At 68.1% G+C, this 16,998-nt stretch carries 19 protein-coding genes; 8 read left to right on the top strand and 11 right to left on the bottom strand.

Annotated features, from left to right (window positions below):
* Positions 1-339: 339 nt before the first annotated feature.
* The gene (locus tag E3O22_RS09015) at positions 340-702 is read right to left on the bottom strand and encodes a hypothetical protein (RefSeq protein WP_134395545.1); all 363 of its coding nucleotides are present in this window, start codon (positions 700-702) and stop codon (positions 340-342) included.
* Positions 703-982: 280 nt separating this feature from the next.
* Between E3O22_RS09015 and E3O22_RS09010 the strand changes: the two genes are divergently transcribed.
* Positions 983-1,891 carry a hypothetical protein gene (locus E3O22_RS09010; protein ID WP_347232338.1) on the top strand — a complete coding sequence of 303 codons (909 nt, stop codon included), beginning with the start codon at positions 983-985 and terminating at the stop codon, positions 1,889-1,891.
* On the opposite strand, the gene E3O22_RS09005 is transcribed toward E3O22_RS09010, so the two are convergent.
* The gene (locus E3O22_RS09005; protein ID WP_134395544.1) at positions 1,878-2,813 is read right to left on the bottom strand and encodes a DnaJ domain-containing protein; all 936 of its coding nucleotides are present in this window, start codon (positions 2,811-2,813) and stop codon (positions 1,878-1,880) included. The genes E3O22_RS09010 and E3O22_RS09005 overlap by 14 nt on opposite strands.
* A 196-nt stretch (positions 2,814-3,009) precedes the next feature.
* Here E3O22_RS09005 and E3O22_RS09000 point away from each other — a divergent pair, with 196 nt between their 5' ends.
* The gene (locus E3O22_RS09000; protein WP_241976586.1) at positions 3,010-3,606 is read left to right on the top strand and encodes a DUF1345 domain-containing protein; all 597 of its coding nucleotides are present in this window, start codon (positions 3,010-3,012) and stop codon (positions 3,604-3,606) included.
* A gap of 9 nt (positions 3,607-3,615) precedes the next feature.
* On the opposite strand, the gene E3O22_RS16735 is transcribed toward E3O22_RS09000, so the two are convergent.
* From E3O22_RS16735 to E3O22_RS08990, 3 genes are all read right to left on the bottom strand, one after another.
* A complete protein-coding gene (locus E3O22_RS16735; protein WP_198410590.1) occupies positions 3,616-3,720 on the bottom strand; it encodes a hypothetical protein in 105 nt (34 codons plus the stop codon).
* Positions 3,721-3,837: 117 nt separating this feature from the next.
* Positions 3,838-4,002, bottom strand: a complete 165-nt coding sequence (locus tag E3O22_RS15905; RefSeq protein WP_158250294.1) for a hypothetical protein — start codon at positions 4,000-4,002, stop codon at positions 3,838-3,840.
* A gap of 69 nt (positions 4,003-4,071) precedes the next feature.
* Positions 4,072-4,785, bottom strand: a complete 714-nt coding sequence (locus E3O22_RS08990) for an SOS response-associated peptidase (protein WP_134395541.1) — start codon at positions 4,783-4,785, stop codon at positions 4,072-4,074.
* Positions 4,786-4,911: 126 nt separating this feature from the next.
* Here E3O22_RS08990 and E3O22_RS08985 point away from each other — a divergent pair, with 126 nt between their 5' ends.
* Both E3O22_RS08985 and E3O22_RS08980 read left to right on the top strand, forming a co-directional pair.
* A complete protein-coding gene (locus E3O22_RS08985) occupies positions 4,912-5,748 on the top strand; it encodes a DUF3097 domain-containing protein (RefSeq protein ID WP_134395599.1) in 837 nt (278 codons plus the stop codon).
* Positions 5,749-5,996: 248 nt separating this feature from the next.
* A complete protein-coding gene (locus E3O22_RS08980; RefSeq protein WP_035840308.1) occupies positions 5,997-6,200 on the top strand; it encodes a cold-shock protein in 204 nt (67 codons plus the stop codon).
* Positions 6,201-6,303: 103 nt separating this feature from the next.
* Here the strand turns inward: E3O22_RS08980 and E3O22_RS08975 are convergent, their stop codons facing one another.
* Positions 6,304-6,783 (bottom strand): Lrp/AsnC family transcriptional regulator, encoded by a 480-nt coding sequence (locus tag E3O22_RS08975; protein ID WP_104102139.1) that lies wholly within the window; start codon positions 6,781-6,783, stop codon positions 6,304-6,306.
* Positions 6,784-6,889: 106 nt separating this feature from the next.
* Here E3O22_RS08975 and E3O22_RS08970 point away from each other — a divergent pair, with 106 nt between their 5' ends.
* Positions 6,890-8,191, top strand: a complete 1,302-nt coding sequence (locus E3O22_RS08970) for a PLP-dependent aspartate aminotransferase family protein (RefSeq protein ID WP_134395540.1) — start codon at positions 6,890-6,892, stop codon at positions 8,189-8,191.
* A gap of 89 nt (positions 8,192-8,280) precedes the next feature.
* On the opposite strand, the gene E3O22_RS08965 is transcribed toward E3O22_RS08970, so the two are convergent.
* Positions 8,281-10,095: a DEAD/DEAH box helicase gene (locus E3O22_RS08965; RefSeq protein ID WP_134395539.1), complete on the bottom strand. Its 1,815-nt coding sequence runs from the start codon at positions 10,093-10,095 to the stop codon at positions 8,281-8,283.
* Positions 10,096-10,151: 56 nt separating this feature from the next.
* Between E3O22_RS08965 and E3O22_RS08960 the strand changes: the two genes are divergently transcribed.
* Positions 10,152-10,940 (top strand): SGNH/GDSL hydrolase family protein, encoded by a 789-nt coding sequence (locus E3O22_RS08960; RefSeq protein ID WP_134395538.1) that lies wholly within the window; start codon positions 10,152-10,154, stop codon positions 10,938-10,940.
* 262 nt (positions 10,941-11,202) lie between these two features.
* Here E3O22_RS08960 and E3O22_RS08955 read toward each other — a convergent pair whose 3' ends face one another.
* Together E3O22_RS08955 and E3O22_RS08950 are read right to left on the bottom strand one after the other, a co-directional pair.
* Entirely contained in the window at positions 11,203-12,435 is a 1,233-nt protein-coding gene (locus E3O22_RS08955) for a D-alanyl-D-alanine carboxypeptidase family protein (RefSeq protein ID WP_134395537.1), read from the bottom strand.
* A 26-nt stretch (positions 12,436-12,461) separates the two neighbouring features.
* Positions 12,462-13,265 (bottom strand): RNA methyltransferase, encoded by an 804-nt coding sequence (locus E3O22_RS08950; RefSeq protein ID WP_134395536.1) that lies wholly within the window; start codon positions 13,263-13,265, stop codon positions 12,462-12,464.
* 101 nt (positions 13,266-13,366) lie between these two features.
* On the opposite strand from E3O22_RS08950, the gene E3O22_RS08945 reads away from it, so the two are divergent.
* Positions 13,367-14,227, top strand: coding sequence for a Sir2 family NAD-dependent protein deacetylase (locus E3O22_RS08945; protein ID WP_134395535.1), 861 nt, complete (start codon positions 13,367-13,369; stop codon positions 14,225-14,227).
* A 52-nt stretch (positions 14,228-14,279) separates the two neighbouring features.
* The gene (locus E3O22_RS08940; RefSeq protein ID WP_134395534.1) at positions 14,280-14,879 is read left to right on the top strand and encodes a histidine phosphatase family protein; all 600 of its coding nucleotides are present in this window, start codon (positions 14,280-14,282) and stop codon (positions 14,877-14,879) included.
* Here E3O22_RS08940 and E3O22_RS08935 read toward each other — a convergent pair.
* On the bottom strand, positions 14,867-16,021 hold the full coding sequence (locus tag E3O22_RS08935; protein ID WP_134395533.1) for a glycosyltransferase family 1 protein: 1,155 nt from the start codon (positions 16,019-16,021) through the stop codon (positions 14,867-14,869). The two genes, E3O22_RS08940 and E3O22_RS08935, sit on opposite strands and share 13 nt — an antisense overlap.
* A complete protein-coding gene (locus E3O22_RS08930; RefSeq protein ID WP_134395532.1) occupies positions 16,018-16,917 on the bottom strand; it encodes an alpha/beta fold hydrolase in 900 nt (299 codons plus the stop codon). Before E3O22_RS08930 ends, E3O22_RS08935 begins: the two co-directional genes overlap by 4 nt.
* Between the last annotated feature and the right edge of the window lie 81 nt (positions 16,918-16,998).

Genomic DNA, 16,998 nt, shown 5'->3' with positions numbered 1-16,998 from the left:
CCTCCGGTCTCAGGCGGCTACCGCCAAATTACTCCACCCGGCGCCGGCGGACCGACACCTGTCGGGTGCCGGGACACACCGCGCGAGGTGTACGCTCGGAGTCATGCCCCGGATACCCATGGGGGTATAATCCGGGTTGGCCTGATCGCTGCCACTTGGGACGAACGTGCGCCGCAAGATCCTTGTCGGTCGAGTCCGGGGCTCTGCGACAACTTCATCCCGAACGAATTCGACGGAGATTCTGCTCAAAACAGCGCCTGTGGGCTAAAAAACGGGAGTTTGACCCAAAATCTCCGTCGAATTGGTTCGAGACCGGATACGACGAGGACTCACACTCACCTAGGGTGCCTCGTCGACGATGCCGATGAATGCGTTGCCGATGCCGTCGACCTCGGTGCGACTGAGGCCGGCGGCGGCTTCTGGGAGTTCCTCGGATCCGTGGTAGTCACAGGTCAGATAGGTGAAGGCGGGCCACCACTTCTTGGGACGCGCGGCTTCGGAGAACCCGCAGACATCGCAACGAAGTTCCACCCAGACCGGTTTCTTACCGGTGCGGTTGGCCCGAGACTGCGCGAGCCACGCCGGCGGGTTGCGCTCGATCTCGGCCAGTTCAGCCTCCGACATCCGGGAGGGCAGTTCGTGGCGCTGCGCCATTTCGATCGGGATATCCAGGCGTAGGGCGGCCATTCGTCGGGTAATCATCTCGATCAAGGATAGGCGTTCCCGGGCCGGGTAGCCTCGTCGCTTACGGCGCTCCCTGCGTCAAACTCGACTTTCTCGACCCGCCGACGTCGGCCGAGGACCGGAGCACCAACGGTGCGATCACGGTGGGGCTGCCGGCGGACGGGGTGACCTGCCGGGTGGACGCCGGCACGACCAATGGCGAGAGTGACAGCGGGCCGGTCCCGAGTGCCCCCTCCTTCCGCCGCTCCATCACCGCGGCGACCACCAACGGGAAGGTGACGGTCGAAGGGGCACGCCCGTGAAACACTGGGGTATGCGCGATACCTCCTCCCCCCTCGGCCTGCTGCTCGACGTGGACGGGCCGATCGCCAGTCCGGTGTCCCGGACCATCGCCACACCGAGCATCATCACGGATCTGATCAGCCTGGCCGGAGCCAACGTTCCGATCGCATTCATCACCGGGCGGTCGTCGACGTTCATCCGCGAGCAGGTTGTCGCACCGCTCCGTGCAGCCGGATTGCCCGAGTCGATGCGGATGTACGGGGTCTGCGAGAAGGGAGCCGTCTGGTTTCCGATCACGGCCGCGGGGATGGGCGAGATCGTCGTCGATGACAGCGTGGCCCTGCCGGCCGCCGCCGTCGATCGGCTGCGCAACCTCGTCGCCGACCGGTTCAGCGACACGATGTTCTTCGACGAGACCAAGCAGGCGATGGTCTCGGTCGAGCAGCGCACGGATGCCGACCACGGCCGGTACCAGGCCGCCGCGGTGGAATTCAACGAGGCCGCATTCGGGGTGATGGTTGAACTCGGGCTGGGCATCCGTTTCGGTGATCGAGTCGTTCCGGACCAGGCCGGTAGCGTGGGATTCCGGATCGACCCGACGATCATCTCGACCGACATCGAGTCGGTCACCCTGGACAAGGACCGTGGCGCGGAGCGGGCGCTGGCCTTTTTCTCCGAATCGGGAACACTCCCCCGGGTCTGGCGCTCGGTCGGCGACTCGCGCAGCGACTACCTGATGGCCGACCACCTGCATGCCGCCGGCTATGACGTCTCGCATGTGGATGTGCGGCCGTCCGACGGCATCCTCGAACGCCCCTACCCCGTAATCGTCGAGGGGTCCCTGATCCACGACGCGGCCGGCGCAGAATTCCTCCGGTACTGGGTCGACAAGCTGGGCCTGCGCGAAGCGGTTACACCGAACTGAAGCGGATGCCGTCCTGCAGGCGGCTCCGCAACTCGAACACCTTTTCAAAGCTGCCGCGGTCCATTCCGGGCAGCCCGCTGCGCAGCACCCCGATCAGCCGTGACCTCGGCAGCGTGATCACGGTCGGGCGCCGGCCACGGCCGGGGACCGTCAGAGGGTCGGCCAGGGCCTCGTCGGGCAGCACGATCAGCACAGCGGTGAACCTCACCCGGACCGACTTCGCCAGAGCCCGCACGACGCCCTCGACGTCTTCAATCGGACGAGCATCGGGGCCAAGGGCGTCACCGACGAGCTCCCCGCGCCGAAGCTGCACCGGCCCGCCCCAGTCCTCGGACAGGACCGCGAACAGTCCCGCCGGGCCGAGCACGACGTGATCGACCTTGCCGCCCTGCGTGCCGGCCGCCACATCATGCCAGGCCGTGAAGCCGATCCCGAGGGCGGAGACGAGTTGCGCCGTTGATTCCTCGGCCAGTGCCTTCGCCAGCCAATGCCGGATCTCCCGCGGCGCCGAACGGATCAGCGTCGGGGCATACGGGTCATCGATGGAGGTTCCGCGCCCGGCCCATTCCCGGAGGAGTTCGAGGTAACGCTGGCGCGCCTCGCCACCCGGATGGCCGTACATGCGCGCGCGCGGCCCGGCCTGCGTGGCCTGCGCACGGCCGGCTCCGGAGGCGTAGGCGGGGCGCTCCGGGTCGGGGACCGCGTCCGGGTATCGGCGGCGGTCATAGTCGGCGCGCCCCTCCGGGGTTCCCACCCGCTCCCACGCGATCTGAACGAGGTGGAAGGCGGCGGCGTCTCCGCCGACATCCGGATGCGTGTGGCGCAGCAGGCGACGGTAGGCACGACGAAGTTCGTCGTCACTCGCCGACGGGCTGACGCCGAGTACCTCGTAGGGCGACGCCGCGGCCGGGCTATCTGACATCCAGCGTTCTCTTTCAGCGTTAGTGCGGCCGGCAATGGAACAGCCAGCCAATCGTTCCCTCACACTACCGACCCTGGCTGGCATAACACCGGATGCTCCCAGGGCCTCGGCCCGCAGAGACCCGACTTCATGGCACGATCAGCATATGACGACGCACGGCCAACGCCTCCACCGCTCGAGTACCCGACTTATCGGCATGTTGGCGGCGGGTGTCGTCGTGGCCGTTCTGGCCGGGGTGTACGGGAGCTGGACCCTGGCTCCGATCGCGGGCTGGGCGGCCGCCTGCGTGACGTATGTCACCTGGGTGTGGATCACCATCGGCCCCATGGACGTCCAGAACACAGCCAGCCATGCCACCCGGGAGGATTCGTCCCGAGGTGCCGCGGACATCCTGATTGTTCTCAGCAGCCTCGGCAGCCTCGGCGCTCTGGTGTTCCTACTGGTGGGGACCGACACCACCTCGGTCGCCGCACCGGGAATCCTGGCGGCGGCGGCGGTGCTCAGCGTCGGACTCTCCTGGATTCTGGTGCACACCCTGTTCACGCTCCGCTATGCCTCGCTCTACTACTCCGGGCGCGACGGCGGGGTGGATTTTAACCAGGCGGTGCCACCGAGTTACGGGGATTTCGCCTACCTGGCCTTCACGATCGGGATGACGTTCCAAGTCTCAGACACCAGTCTGCAAACGCACGCAATTCGGATGACGGCGCTGCGTCACAGCCTGCTCTCGTACCTGTTCGGCTCGTTCATTCTGGCTACCCTGATCAACCTGGTGGCCGGCCTGTTGCGCTGACGCGGCCCGTCAGCCGGCGCACTCCCGGACCGAGCGCACGGCACTCCCACTGTCGACGGCCACCCACACGCCACCGTCGCTGTCCACGGTCAGCCCGTCGGGGGAGCCGGCCATCCGGGTCGCAACCTCCCTCGAGCGCGAACCCTCGTTCGTGCGCGATGACGGCTCCTTCGACACTTCGGGGCCGGAGGGCCTCCGCGATCGAGCCGACGCGGTGCCGGGGGCTGCGACCTAGTCGCGGAGGATCTGCACCGGGATGGCCACGGCCAGCGAAACGCAGAGGATGCCGCTGAGGAAGATCGGCAACTGCCAGGCCGTCACCTCGAACGCGAACCCGAACAGCCAGAGACCGAAGACGAAGATGGCCATTGCGACGGTGAAGGCGACGGCGTTCATGGTGCGGTCCTTTCGAGCGATGCCCGCACTAAACGCCGGGCCGATGAGTCGAGCGTACCCGGTCGAGCGTCAGACCGGCGACGGCGCCCCGACGGGCTCGATGAGTTCCGGACCGTCACCACGCACCGGGGCGACCTCGTGGTAGCTCAGGCTCTCGACGGCCTCCCGCGAGGCGGCCACCGCGGCGTCGACCAGCGCCTGGTCACCCGGAGTATGGGGGTCAAGCCACTGATCCCACCACTCTTCCGCCAGAATCACGGGCATCCGGTTGTGGAGGGCGGCCAGGGGACCCTCGGCGTCCTGGGTGAGAATCGTCGCGGACAGGACCCACCGGGCCGGGTCGTCGTCGGCCAGGGCCGGATTGCGCCACCAGGAGTAGAGGCCGGCGAAGGCCAGTGGAAGACCGTCGTCTGAGTGGATGAAGTACGGAGTCTTCACGGTGCCGTCCGTGTGCCACTCGTAGTAGCCGGTGGCCGGGACCAGCGCGCGCCGGGACGCGACCGAACTCTTGAAGGTGGGCTTCTCCGCCGCCGTTTCGGCACGGGCGTTGAAGGTGGCGAAGGACGACTGCAGCTCGGTCGCGAATGAGGGGACCAGGGACCAGCGCGCGCCCTCGAGCCGGCGCACGACCGGCCCGGCCTTGGCTGACTCGAGCACGATCGGGATCTTTTCGGTGGGTTTGATGTTCCACGACGGTTCCGGCAGGTTCTCGCCCTCGTGCTCGACGTCGAACATCGCGGCGAGATCGGACGCCGTGTCCGTGATGATGAATCGACCGCACATGGGGACAGGTTACTACCGGACGCCGACACCCCGGTCTGAGAGCGCAGACCGTGCCGGCATCCGCTAGCGTCGATTCCGGCGTCGGCGAGGCGTAGGAGCGAGGAAGCGTCGATGGACGAGCGGAATATGCAGGATCGGTACAGTGCGGATGTACTCTCCCCCGGCTGGCGGGACGCTGGCCGGAAGGTCATCCCGCCGCGGGAAGCCACGCCCGACCTGGTCGTCGAGGAGGTCGCGACCGGTTTCTGCGGTGCCGTGGTGCGGATCGAGAAGAAGATCGTCACCCTGGAGGACCGCCACGGTCAACTACGCCTGTTTCCGCTCGGCGGCGGATTCTTGATTGACGGCGACCCGGTGGTGCTCGTCGTCCCGGTCAGGGCGGCGCCGCAGGGCCGCGCCCGTACCGCCTCGGGATCGATGGCCGTGCGGGATGCCCCGGCGCGGGTGGCCCGAGCAAGCCGCATCTTCGTCGAGGGCCGGCACGACGCCGAGCTTGTGGAGAAGGTCTGGGGAGCCGATCTACGGCTCGAGGGGGTCGTCGTCGAGTACATCGAGGGCGTCGACAACCTCGAGGAGCTCCTGCGAGAGTTCCGCCCGGGACCCACCCGGCGGGTCGGGGTGTTGGTCGACCACCTGGTGCCCGGATCGAAGGAAAGCCGGATCGCCGACGCCGTGGCGCGCGGACCGCACGGCCGGAATGTGCTCGTGGTCGGGCATCCATATATCGACGTCTGGCAGTCCGTGAAGCCGAACCGCGTGGGAATCACGACGTGGCCCGCGATTCCGCGCAGCATCGAATGGAAGCACGGGATCTGCGAGGCCCTCGGCTGGCCTCACGAGGACCAGGCCGATATCGCCCGGGCCTGGCAACGGATCCTGGGACGGGTGCGCACATTCGCCGATCTGGAGCCGGAACTGCTGGGCCGGGTGGAACAACTGATCGACTTCGTCACGACCGAGTAGTGCAGGGTGCGCCCCGATCGACTCATCACCTGCAATCAACGTAACGCTTTGGAACCGAATTGCCACGGAATCTGGATGCACCGCGGCGATGTGGGCTAGGGTTATCTCAGTAGTTGTAGTGCTTGCACGTCTTAAAACGCGGTGACCCCGGTCGCCGCGGCGTATTCCTTTCGGAAGCGGACGACGAATACCGCGACGAACGGCCTCGAAAGTCGGGGCCTTTCTAACACTCCTGGAGGAGTTTCATAATGGCAACAGGTACCGTGAAATGGTTCAACGCTGAAAAGGGCTTCGGCTTCATCGCTCCCGACGACGGAAGCGCCGACGTGTTCGCGCACTACTCCGCGATCGCATCGAACGGCTACAAGTCTCTCGACGAGAACCAGAAGGTCGAGTTCGAGGTAACCCAGGGCCCGAAGGGTCCTCAGGCCGAGAACATCCGCGCCCTCTAAAGTGCGCAACTGCTCAACCAGCGAGGCGGCTTTCCGAGTCGCATAGCTCACGAGCTTCGACAACGCCCCTGCTTCGGCAGGGGCGTTGTCTGCGTTAAGCGAACTACTTGACGAGGTCCTGCCAGCCGTCACCGTCGACGTACTCGAAGATAAGGTTGGTTTCGGTGTGCGCAACCGCCGGATGCTCCGCCAGATGCTGCAGGACGAAGTCCCGCAGGTCCGACGCGTCCGCCGCGGCCACGTGCAGCAGATAGTCGTCGGCGCCGGCGGTGTGGAACAGGCCGATCACCCCGGGCCAGTGCGGCGCCGCCGCCCGGAACGCGTCGATCTGCACGCGGGCGTGCTTGACCAGGCGAACCGAGATCAACGCCTGCAGGGACGCGCCCAGCGCGGCCAGATCGATATTCGCGCGATAGCCTCGGATGTGCCCCAGCTGCTGCAGCCGGCGCAGACGCAGCGACACGGTCGACTCGGCGACGCCGATCTCCGCGGCCAGCGCCGCACCGGAGGCACGGGCGTTCACGGACAGCGCACGCAGGAGCGCCCGGTCGACCCGGTCGATTTCGGCTTTCTTCGGTTCCATCGGCCTACTCTTTCTTCCGTGAGCAGTTTATGCGAAAGCTTCCGCTGATTCGCAAGGGTCTGCAAGGATGATTGCGCCGTGCGGCAGATTCTGTTTGGGTCTGTGCATGACGCCAACGCTTCCGCTGCTGCCGCCCCTGCCTCCCCGCGGACCTGCCCTGCGGCCATCGGCCCCGCACCCGGACACGGTTGCCGTGCACGGCGGGATGGCCGGGCTGACAGCGGCCGGTTCGCATGTGCCCGTGATCGACCTCTCCACGACCAATCCGCTGGCGGGAGTCGAGTGCGGCGGGGACTCCTACGAGAACCTCGCCACCGGAGGTACGATCCGCGAGGGCGATTCCGCGGTGTACCAGCGACTCTGGCAGCCCGGAGTCGCCCGGTTCGAAACGGCACTGTCGGCCCTGGAGGGCACCGAGGGCACCGTCGCCTTCGCGAGCGGAATGGCCGCGCTGGCGGCCGTGCTGATCGCATCCGTGGCCGGCGGCACGCCCCACGTGGTGGCCCTCCGGCCGATCTACGGCGGTACCGACCATGTGCTCGCCACCGGTCTGCTCGGCACGACCGTGTCGTGGGTCGATCCCGACGGGGTTGCCCAGGCAATCCGGCCGGACACCGGACTGGTCATCCTGGAGTCCCCAGCGAACCCGACGCTGGCGCTGACCGACATCCGTGCCGTGGTCGCGGCGGCCGGCAGCGTGCCGGTGCTGGTCGACAACACGTTCGCCACCCCGGTGCTCCAGCGCCCGGTAGATTCGGGCGCCGCGTTGGTGCTGCACAGTGCGACCAAATTTTTGGGCGGCCACGGAGACGTGATGGGCGGCACGGTCTCCGGCCCCGAGCACTGGATGGCGCGCCTGCGCCAGGTGCGGGCCCTGACCGGCGGTGTGCTGCATCCGTTCGCCGCGTATCTGCTGCACCGGGGGCTGCGCACGCTGCCGGTGCGTGTGCGCGCCCAGCAAGCAACCGCGGGCGCCGTCGCGGAGCGCCTCGCGGGTCACCCCGCACTGGCCCGGGTCCTGTACCCGGGGCTGCCCGGGCAGGACCCGCTGGGGCTTTTGGGCCGTCAGGCGAACGGGGCCGGGTCTATCATCGCCCTCGACCTCGCGGGCGGCTTCGATGCGGCCGTGCGGTTCACCGAGGCGTGCACGCTGATCACGCACGCGGTCTCCCTCGGCGGCGTGGACTCACTCGTGCAGCATCCGGCCTCCCTGACCCACCGCCCGGTCGAGGCCGGCGCCCGGCCCGGTGCCGGGATCGTGCGCCTTTCGATCGGCCTCGAGCACGTCGACGACCTGCTCGCCGACATCCTCGCCGCCTTGGACGTGGCGATGGATGTCACTCCCGACGTGGCGAAGGTCGGGGTGCCGAACACCGCGGCTGCCGAACCTCAGGACGCCGTTGTCTGAGCGGCCGTTTCGGTCGAGAGTAGCCGTTCAGCGGGGCGCTCCCGCCCGGAACGGGCACCCGCGATGATCAGATGCGGCTCCGCCGCGGGTCAGCTGCGGCCGAGGCGGCGGCGGAGCAAGTCGATCCGGTTCTGCAGCTGCGTGACGCTGGCCTGCGCGACGGCGGGCCCGCCGCACTCGCGCCGGAGTTCGGCATGCACCATGCCGTGGGGCTCACCGGCGAGCTTCGACCACATGCCTACCAGGCTCGCCAGCAGTGTGCGCTGCTCCTTGAGCGTGCGATAGAGCGGTGGCGGGTCCACCGGGGTGACCTCGCCGGTGACGGGATCCTTGCGTCGGTCGGTGGAGCGCTTGGCTTGCCGGTGCTGGCGCTGGCGCAGCAGCTCGGAGACCTGCTCGGGCTCGAGCAGACCGGGGATGCCGATGAAGTCGAACTCCTCGTCGGTGCCCGGTTCCGCCAGCTCGCCGAACTCGTCGCCGTTGAACATCACCATGTCGAAGGTGGCCTGGGAGTCGATGGCCTGCCAGGTGAATTCCTCGCCGAGGTCGTCGGAGGCCTTCTCCGACGTGTTGGCGTCGGCGACCATGGCGTCTTCGGGGTTGTACATGCCGTCGTCGCCGTCGTCGCGGTTGCTGCGGTCGAGGGCGTGGTCGCGCTCCAGCTCGAGCGCGTTGGCCAGGCTGAGCAAGCTGGGCACATTGGGCAGGAAGATGGACGCCGTCTCACCGCGGCGCCGGGCCCGCACGAACCGGCCAATGGCCTGCGCGAAGAAAAGCGGTGTGGAGGCGCTGGTCGCGTAGACGCCCACGGCCAGGCGCGGCACGTCGACCCCCTCCGACACCATCCGCACGGCCACCATCCAGCGCGAGGTGTTGTGCGCGAACTCGTCGATCCGGTCGCTCGACTCCTTCTCATCGGAGAGTACGACGGTCACCGACTCCCCCGAGATCTCCTGCAGGACGGCCGCGTACGCGCGCGCCATGGTCTGGTCGGTGGCGATGACGAGGCCACCGGCATCCGGGATGCCGTGGCGCACCTGGGTGAGGCGCAAATCGGCGGCGCGCAGCACTGCGGGGATCCACTGCCCGGTGGGTTCCAGGGCGGTGCGCCAGGCCTGGGAGGTGATGTCCTTGGTGTTACCCTCGCCGAGTTTGGCTTCCATCTCGTCGCCGGCGCGGGTGCGCCACTTCATATGTCCGGCGTAGACCATGAACATGACCGGGCGCACGACGCCGTCTTCGAGGGCTCGGCCATACCCGTAGTTGTAGTCGCTCTGGGACAGGCGGATGCCGTGCTCGTCGGGCAGGTAACTCACGAACGGGATCGGCGAGGTGTCCGATCGGAACGGGGTGCCGGTGAGCGAGAGGCGGCGGGTGGCCGGCTCGAACGCCTCCCGGATTGCGTCACCCCAGCTCAGCGCGTCCCCGCCGTGGTGCACCTCATCCAGGATTACAAGGGTGCGGCTGGACTGGGTCAGCTGCCGGTGCAGGGCTGCCCGGCTGGCCACCTGGGCGTAGGTGACGGCAATGCCGTGGTAGTGGTTGCCGTAGCGCCCGTTGGCGTTCTTGAAGTTAGGGTCGAGCCGGATGCCCGCCCGCGCCGCGGCATCCGCCCACTGGCGCTTGAGGTGCTCGGTGGGCGCGACTACCGTGATGCTGTCGATCAGTCGGCGGGCCTTCAGCTCGGCCGCGAGCCGCAGGGCGAAGGTGGTCTTGCCGGCGCCCGGCGTCGCCGCGGCGAGGAAATCACGTGGCTGGTGCACGAAATATGCTTCCAGCGCTTCCGCCTGCCAGGCCCGCAATTTGCCGGCTGTGCCCCACGCGGCACGCTCCGGGAACGAAGGCGAGAGATGCTCGGCTGCACTCGTCCCCTGGGCAGGACCGAAAGGGGGTGGAGTATTCACGTCATACGAACTTACCCGGTGAACGGACTGCCGGGATGCGGGGGGAGAATGGAGCAATGACGACGCCGATGCATCCGTGGTCCCGCTATGTCGCCCTCGGCGACTCCTTCACGGAGGGGGTGGGTGATCCCGAGCCGACGAGCCCGGGTGGGAACCGGGGCTGGTCGGACCGGGTCGCCGAGGTGCTCAGCCAGGGCACACCGGACTTCGCCTACGCGAACCTCGCCGTGCGCGGCAAGCTGATCCGCCAGATCAGCGTGGAGCAGGTGGAGACGGCGCTCGCTCTGCATCCGGATCTGATCACCTTCTCCGGGGGCGGCAACGACGTCCTCCGGCCGGGATCCGACCCCGACCACATCGCCGCCCAGGTCGAGGAGCAGGTGCGCCGGCTGAGTCGCGATAACGCCACCATCGTGCTGTTCACGGGCGCCGATGTGGGCTTCTCCCCCGTATTCCGTGGTATTCGGGGCAAGATTGCGATCTATAACGAGAACCTGCGCGCGGTCGCGACGAAGTATGACTGCGTCGTCGCCGACCTCTGGTCGCTGACCGAGATTCAAGATGCCGGCATGTGGTCTGCGGACCGGCTGCACCTGAACGCTCTCGGCCACCACACCGTCGCACGGATGGTGCTTTCCGATCTCAACGTGCTCAATGCCCTCGAACCCCGGAAGCCCGAGCCAATGCCAGGGCGTACCTTCCGGGAGGCCCGCACGGAGGACATGCAGTGGGCGCGGGAGTACCTGTTGCCGTGGGTTCTGCGCCGTATCCGGCACCAGTCCTCCGGCGACCACGTGCTGCCCAAGCGCCCAGATGCACGGCCGTTCAGCCAGCCCCGGCACTAGACCGGCTCGGCGGCGGCGAGCCGGCGCCGCTCGGTCACCAGCATCCGGTGTCGAACCAATTCGACGGAGATTCTGAAGAAAATGCGGGTTCCCGGTAGGCGCTGCCTCGGATCCGGCCGGTGTTGTGGCTAACTCAGGAGATCCGACCGGCTGGGACGGGCATCGGCACCGGCTCCGCACTGGTCCGCAGTGGCCGGTGAGTGCGGGCGACGGATGTCCTGAGTTGGCCACACGCGCTGGCTCGGCCCGGCCTCACGTGCGACTAGCCCGCGGCCAGCTCGGCCGGGTGGGTGAAGCGCCAGGCGGCCCCCGGGTCGGTCAGCTCGCGCTCGAGCACCAGCGGCACGCTCACCGTGGTCTCCCCCACCTGGAAGTCAATTGCACCGGCCGAGTCGCCGACCTCCCCGAGGGTGACCGGGCGCGCCGCCGGAAGGGCCGTGATGGGCGTGTCCGACCAGACCACGGCTGATGCCGCCTCCGCGGCGACCGCCCGACTCTTCTGCCCCCACTGGGTGGCGTAAGTCGCGTAGGCGGCACCCTTGTCGGCCAGGCTTACCGCGCGGAAACCGGGTTCGACGCTGTCGAGCAGGTCCACGATCGACGCATTCAGTTCGGGATGAGTGTCGCCGCCGAGCATGACGCCGACCAGGGTGATGGTCTCGCCGCCGACCGTGAACTCGGCCGAGTACAGGAGGCAGGCGCCGGCCTCGTCCGTGGTTCCGGTCTTCATCCCGGTGACACCATTGGTGCCGAGGAGCTTGTTGGTGTTGGTGACCGTGCCGATGGTCGGCAGGTCGGACGTCTCCATGGACACGATCTCGGCCAGGACGGGTTCGGCCAAGACAAGCTCGCCGATCGTGACCAGGTCGCCCGGGCTGCTCACGCTGGCCGGCGACAGCCCACTGGTGTCGGCCACCGTGGTGTCGGTCAGACCATTCGCGGCCAGCCAGGTTTCAGCCTCCGCCAGGTAGGCATCCACGGAACCGAATGCCCAGATCGCCAATGAAATGCTGTAATTGTTCGCGGAGGGCAGGAGCATGGCCTCGAAGGCCTCACGCTGGCTGAGCACCATGCCGGCGGACACGGGCGCGACCGAGCCGTCCTCGGCCAGCACGTCGTAGTAGATGTCGACGTCGTCGTCGGTGAAACGGATGTCCGGGCCGGGTTCGTTCAGGCTCAGGGGTTTCTCCTCGAGCAGCACGAGTGCGGTGACCATCTTCGTGATGCTCGCGATCGGCATCGACTCCTGGTCGCCGGTGGAACCGAGCAGCCCCGGGTAGCCGACCGCACCGATGGCGCCCGCACCGGCATCCGGCCAGATCAGCTCGGCGGCCGGTTGGGTGAGCGCGGCCGGTTCGATCAGTTCGACGGCCGCGGCCGGAACCGGGGCCAACCCCGTGCCGGTTAGGTAGCCGATCCCGCCCAGGGTGAGAACCAGGGCCGCCGCAAAGGCAACCCGACGGCGAAGGAACGTTTGGCGTCGGGTCAGTGGCATCCGACGACTCTACCAAGCGCCCGCGTTCAGACGCGCAGAGCGTACAGCGCGACGGCGCTGGCCGAGGCCACATTGAGCGAGTCGACGCCGTGGAGCATGGGGATCGTCACGACGGTGTCGGCGGCCGAGAGAGCCTGGGTGCTGAGCCCGTCGCCCTCGGCGCCGAGAATCAGGGCCAGCCGTTCCGGCGCGTTCCCGGCGAACTGCGGGAGGCTGACGGCGTCGTCGGACAGTGCCAGGGCCGCGAGGTGAAAACCGGCCCCGTGCAGCATCGGGGCGGCCTCGCTCCATTCCGGCAGTCGGGTCCACGGCACCTGAAGCACCGTGCCCATGCTCACCCGCACACTGCGCCGGTAGAGCGGGTCCGCGCAGCGCGGCGTGATCAGGACGGCGTCCGCGCCGAGGCCGGCAACCGAGCGGAAAATGGCGCCCACGTTGGTGTGGTCCACGATGTCCTCGAGGATCACAATGCGCCGCGCGTCCCGGATCACCTCGTGCACCGGCGCCAGATCCGGGCGGTGCATCGCCGCCAGCGCACCGCGGTGCAGGTTATAGCCGGTGAGCCGTTCGAGAACGGATGCCGCGCCGACGTACACGGGCACGTCCGGCCAGTCGACGAGCAGCGGCAGCACGTCGGGCAGCCACTGCTGCTGCAGAAGCACGGACCGTGGGCGGTGGCCGGCCGCGAGGGCGCGGGTGATGACTTTGCTGGACTCGGCGATGTACAGCCCGCCGGCCGGTTCGGAGACACGGCGGAGCGCGACATCCGTCAAGCGCGAGTAGTCGGCGAGACCGGGCAGGTCAAGGTTTTCGATGGGGACGATCTGCACAGCGGGACGCCTTTCACGGGGATGATCCGTCCAGCCTGCCAGTTCCCTCCCCCAGTCGAAAACCGGCGAGTTTAGACTCGGTGTACACAGGATGGAGCTTCATGACCACCGAAACGCTTCCGGTCGCCGTCGGCGCCACTGCCGCCGCTCTGGATGCCGTGGCCGAGGTGCTCCGCGGTCGCCACATCGCGGTGCTGACCGGAGCCGGTCTGAGCACCGATTCCGGCATTCCCGATTACCGTGGGAAGGGGGCCCCCGTGCGTACCCCGATGAACTTTCAGACCTTCATCGGCGACGAGCGGGCGCGCAAGCGTTACTGGGCCGGCAGCCACCTCGGCTGGCACCGGTTCCGCTCTGCGGAGCCCAACCTCGGGCACCGGTCCCTCGCCCGGCTGGAGCAGAGCGGACTGATCAGCGGGGTCATCACGCAGAACGTGGATGGCCTGCACACCCGGGCCGGGTCGCGGCACGTCGTGGACCTGCACGGGTCGTTGGACCTCGTCGTCTGCCTGGACTGCGGTCAGGCATTCGGCCGCGACAGCGTGGCCGCGCGCCTCGAAGCGGCCAACCCGACACTGATGTTACCGGGTGACGTGCGCACAGCCCCCGACGGTGATGCGGAGGTGTCCGACATCGACGGTTTCACCATTCCCGACTGCACGGTCTGCGGCGGTATGCTCAAGCCCAACGTCGTCTTCTTCGGCGAGCTGGTGCCGACAGTGAAGTTCACCGAGGCCACGGCGCTCGTCACCGGTGCGGAGGCCCTGGTCATCGCCGGCTCGTCCCTGTTTGTGAACTCGGGCATCCGTCTGCTGGAACAGGCCCGGCGCCGCAAGCTGCCGATCGTCGTGATCAACCGCGGCGAGACCAAGGGCGACGGCCGGGCACTGCTCAAGCTGGAGGCGGGCACGTCGGAGTCGCTGGCGGGGCTGGCCGACCGCCTCGCCGGCGCATCGGCGTGAAACAGACCCGGTCCATCACCACTCCCACCCCCGCGACAACGGAAACGGCAGGATGACCAGACTTTCGATCGTGCGGCACGGACAGACCGAGTGGAACCTGCGCACGCGGATCCAGGGCAGCACAGACATCCCCCTCAACTCGACCGGCCGGGCGCAGGCCGCCGAGGCGGGGCTGAGGTTGCGAGCCCGGCGCTGGGACACCATCGTGACGAGCCCGTTGGACCGTGCCCACGAGACGGCCCGGATCATCGCCGGTGAGCTCGGCCTGCCGAGCCCGGAGGTCATCCCGGAACTCACCGAGCGCCATCACGGCCAGATCGAGGGACTCACGTTCGCCGAACGACAGCGCCGCTTTCCCGACGGCGTGCCCGTTCCCGGCCTCGAGACGCGCCAGGAGGTGCTCGACCGGGTGCTGCCGGCCTTCGGGTTGCTGGCCGCCGCGCGCCCCGGACAGTCCGTGCTGGTCGTCTGTCACGGCGGGGTGATCGGAACCCTGCTGCGCCATAGCACGGCCGGGGAACGGCCGCGCCAGAACGAGATCATCGCCAACGGCTCCGTGCACGACTTCGTCTGGCGGGACGGTCGGCTCGAGCTGACGCATTTCGACGCCACACTGCGCGGCCGAGCCGAGAACACGCACTACACAGGCTGAGCCGGCTGCTCCGCGTCGATGCCGGGGCCCGTAGACGTCTCGGTCCGGGTACCGGCATCATCCGCGGTATCGGTATCGGTATCGGTATCGGTGCCGGTAAGCAGTTTCAGGAGCCGCCGGGCCGAATCGCGCCAGGTGAAGCGTTCCGCCTCGATGACGGAGGCTGTGGAGCGGGCCGCCCACTCCCCCGCGCCCAGCCGCCGAACGGCCAGGGCGAGCGCGTCGGTGCTGGCCGGGTCGAAGTAGAGCGCAGCGTCGCCGCCGATCTCGCGAAAGATCGGGATGTCGCTCACCACGACGGGGATGCCGAGGCTCATCGCCTCGACAAGCGGGATGCCGAATCCTTCGTCCAGAGACGCCGTGACCAGCGCGGTCGCGGAGCCCAGCACCCGCAGGTACTCCTCGTCGGTGACGCCGTTGTGGAACACCAGCGTCGCCTGCGGCGCGAGGGCGGTCAGGCGTTCCCGTTCCCGGTCGCTCACCTGGCTCATCAGGTGCAGCTCATGGCCCGGCAGTTCCGCGGCTGCGCGCACCAGGGTGTCCACGTTCTTGTACGGCATGAACGAGCCCATGTAGACCAGGCGACCCGTTTCCGCAGCGGCACGTCCGGCGGGCGGCGTCGACCGCGTGTCGGCGGCGTTGTGGACGACCGTGACCGGCCGCCGTGTCAGACGGTTGTCCCGGATCAGGTCCCGGGTAGTCTCGGAGACGGTGACGACGCCGTCCGCCCGGTTCAGGAGCATCCGCTGCGGCCACCACGACAGGTGATACAGCCGCCAGATCAGGCGCAGCAAACCGGGCAGGTCCCGCGGCGGGGTGCGATTGCGGTAGTAGATCAGGTCGTGCACGGTGAGGAACAGCCGGTACTTCCGGCCCCAAGAGCCCATCGTCTGCATCGGGGAGAACACGACGTCGGGCTTCAGCTGGTTGACCTGGAGGGCGATGAACGGCTCCCGGACGCTGGTCGGGGCGCTCACGAGCTGCCAGGGCAGATCCGGAAGCAGGTCGAGCTGCCGGTGGTCATGGATCAGCATGGTGACCGGGTGGAGCTTGCCCAGTTCCGTGACCAGCCCGGCCGTGTACCGGCTGATGCCGTCGTGCCGGTCGAATCGGGTGTAACGGCAATCGAAGACGATTCTCATTTCGTCTCCGTTTCGCCGAGGAAGTGGCGCAGGGCGTCCGCCGCCTGCGCCGGCACCTCGTAGTGGATCAGGTGGCCGACGTCGGGGATCACCTGCAGGGTGGCATCGGGGAACAGCTTCTGCAGCCGGTACTGGGCTGCGACCGGCGTGATGTCGTCTTTCTCCGCCGCGATCAGCAGCGTGCGCTGCGGGATGCGACCGGCGAACTCGCTGACGTCGGAGCCGACCGATGCGGTGAAGGCTTCCAGCACAACCCGGCGATCCGCGAAGGCGGAGAAGTAGCGGTCGTGCTGGTTGTGGATCCAACGGCGCAACCCGGGATCCCCCGTCTTTGCCATGGTCACGCTCATCACGCGGACGATGACGCGGTTGCGCAGCAGGGCGAAGCCGAGCCGTTCGGGCAGACGCGCGGCCACCCAGTAGTAGAACATCGCCAAGCGGGTGAGGATGCCGCGCGGACCGGCCAGGGCAGGTGCGGCGATGGGGTTCACCAGAACCACATCGTCGGCGTGCAGTCCCCCTGCGACGGATGCCGCGACGATAATCGATCCGAACGAGTGCCCGAGCACCACTTTGCGCCCGGTCAGACCCAGAGCTGCCACGAACTCGGCCAGCCACCGGCCGTAGCCCGCGATGTCGTGCCGGCACCCCTGGAGCACCCCGGACTCGCCGAAACCGGGAAGGTCCGGTGAGATCATGCGGAATCCGGGAAGCTGGGCGACCACGGGCTCCAAGCCGTGGTGGTCGCCGCGGAAGCCGTGCACCATCACGATGGTGGTGTGCGCGGTTGGATCGCCGTACTCCCAATACCGCGTTTCGCCGCCCAGCACCGGGACGTCGCGGACCCTGACAGGGATCTGGGCGAGCTGTGAATCGTAGGGCGAAGGAACATTCATCGTCCCAAGTTTAGGCCGGCCGACGGCTGTCGCCGGACGCCCTCCACAGAGACACGAAGAACTCGAACTGGGCCCTCGACT

Origin of the sequence: Cryobacterium sp. TMT2-18-2, from assembly GCF_004402245.1 — a bacterium.
In the GTDB taxonomy this organism is placed as follows: Bacteria; Actinomycetota; Actinomycetes; order Actinomycetales; family Microbacteriaceae; genus Cryobacterium; species Cryobacterium sandaracinum.
Note: the sequence above shows the minus strand (reverse complement) of the source record. Positions and strands in the feature narration are given on the sequence as shown.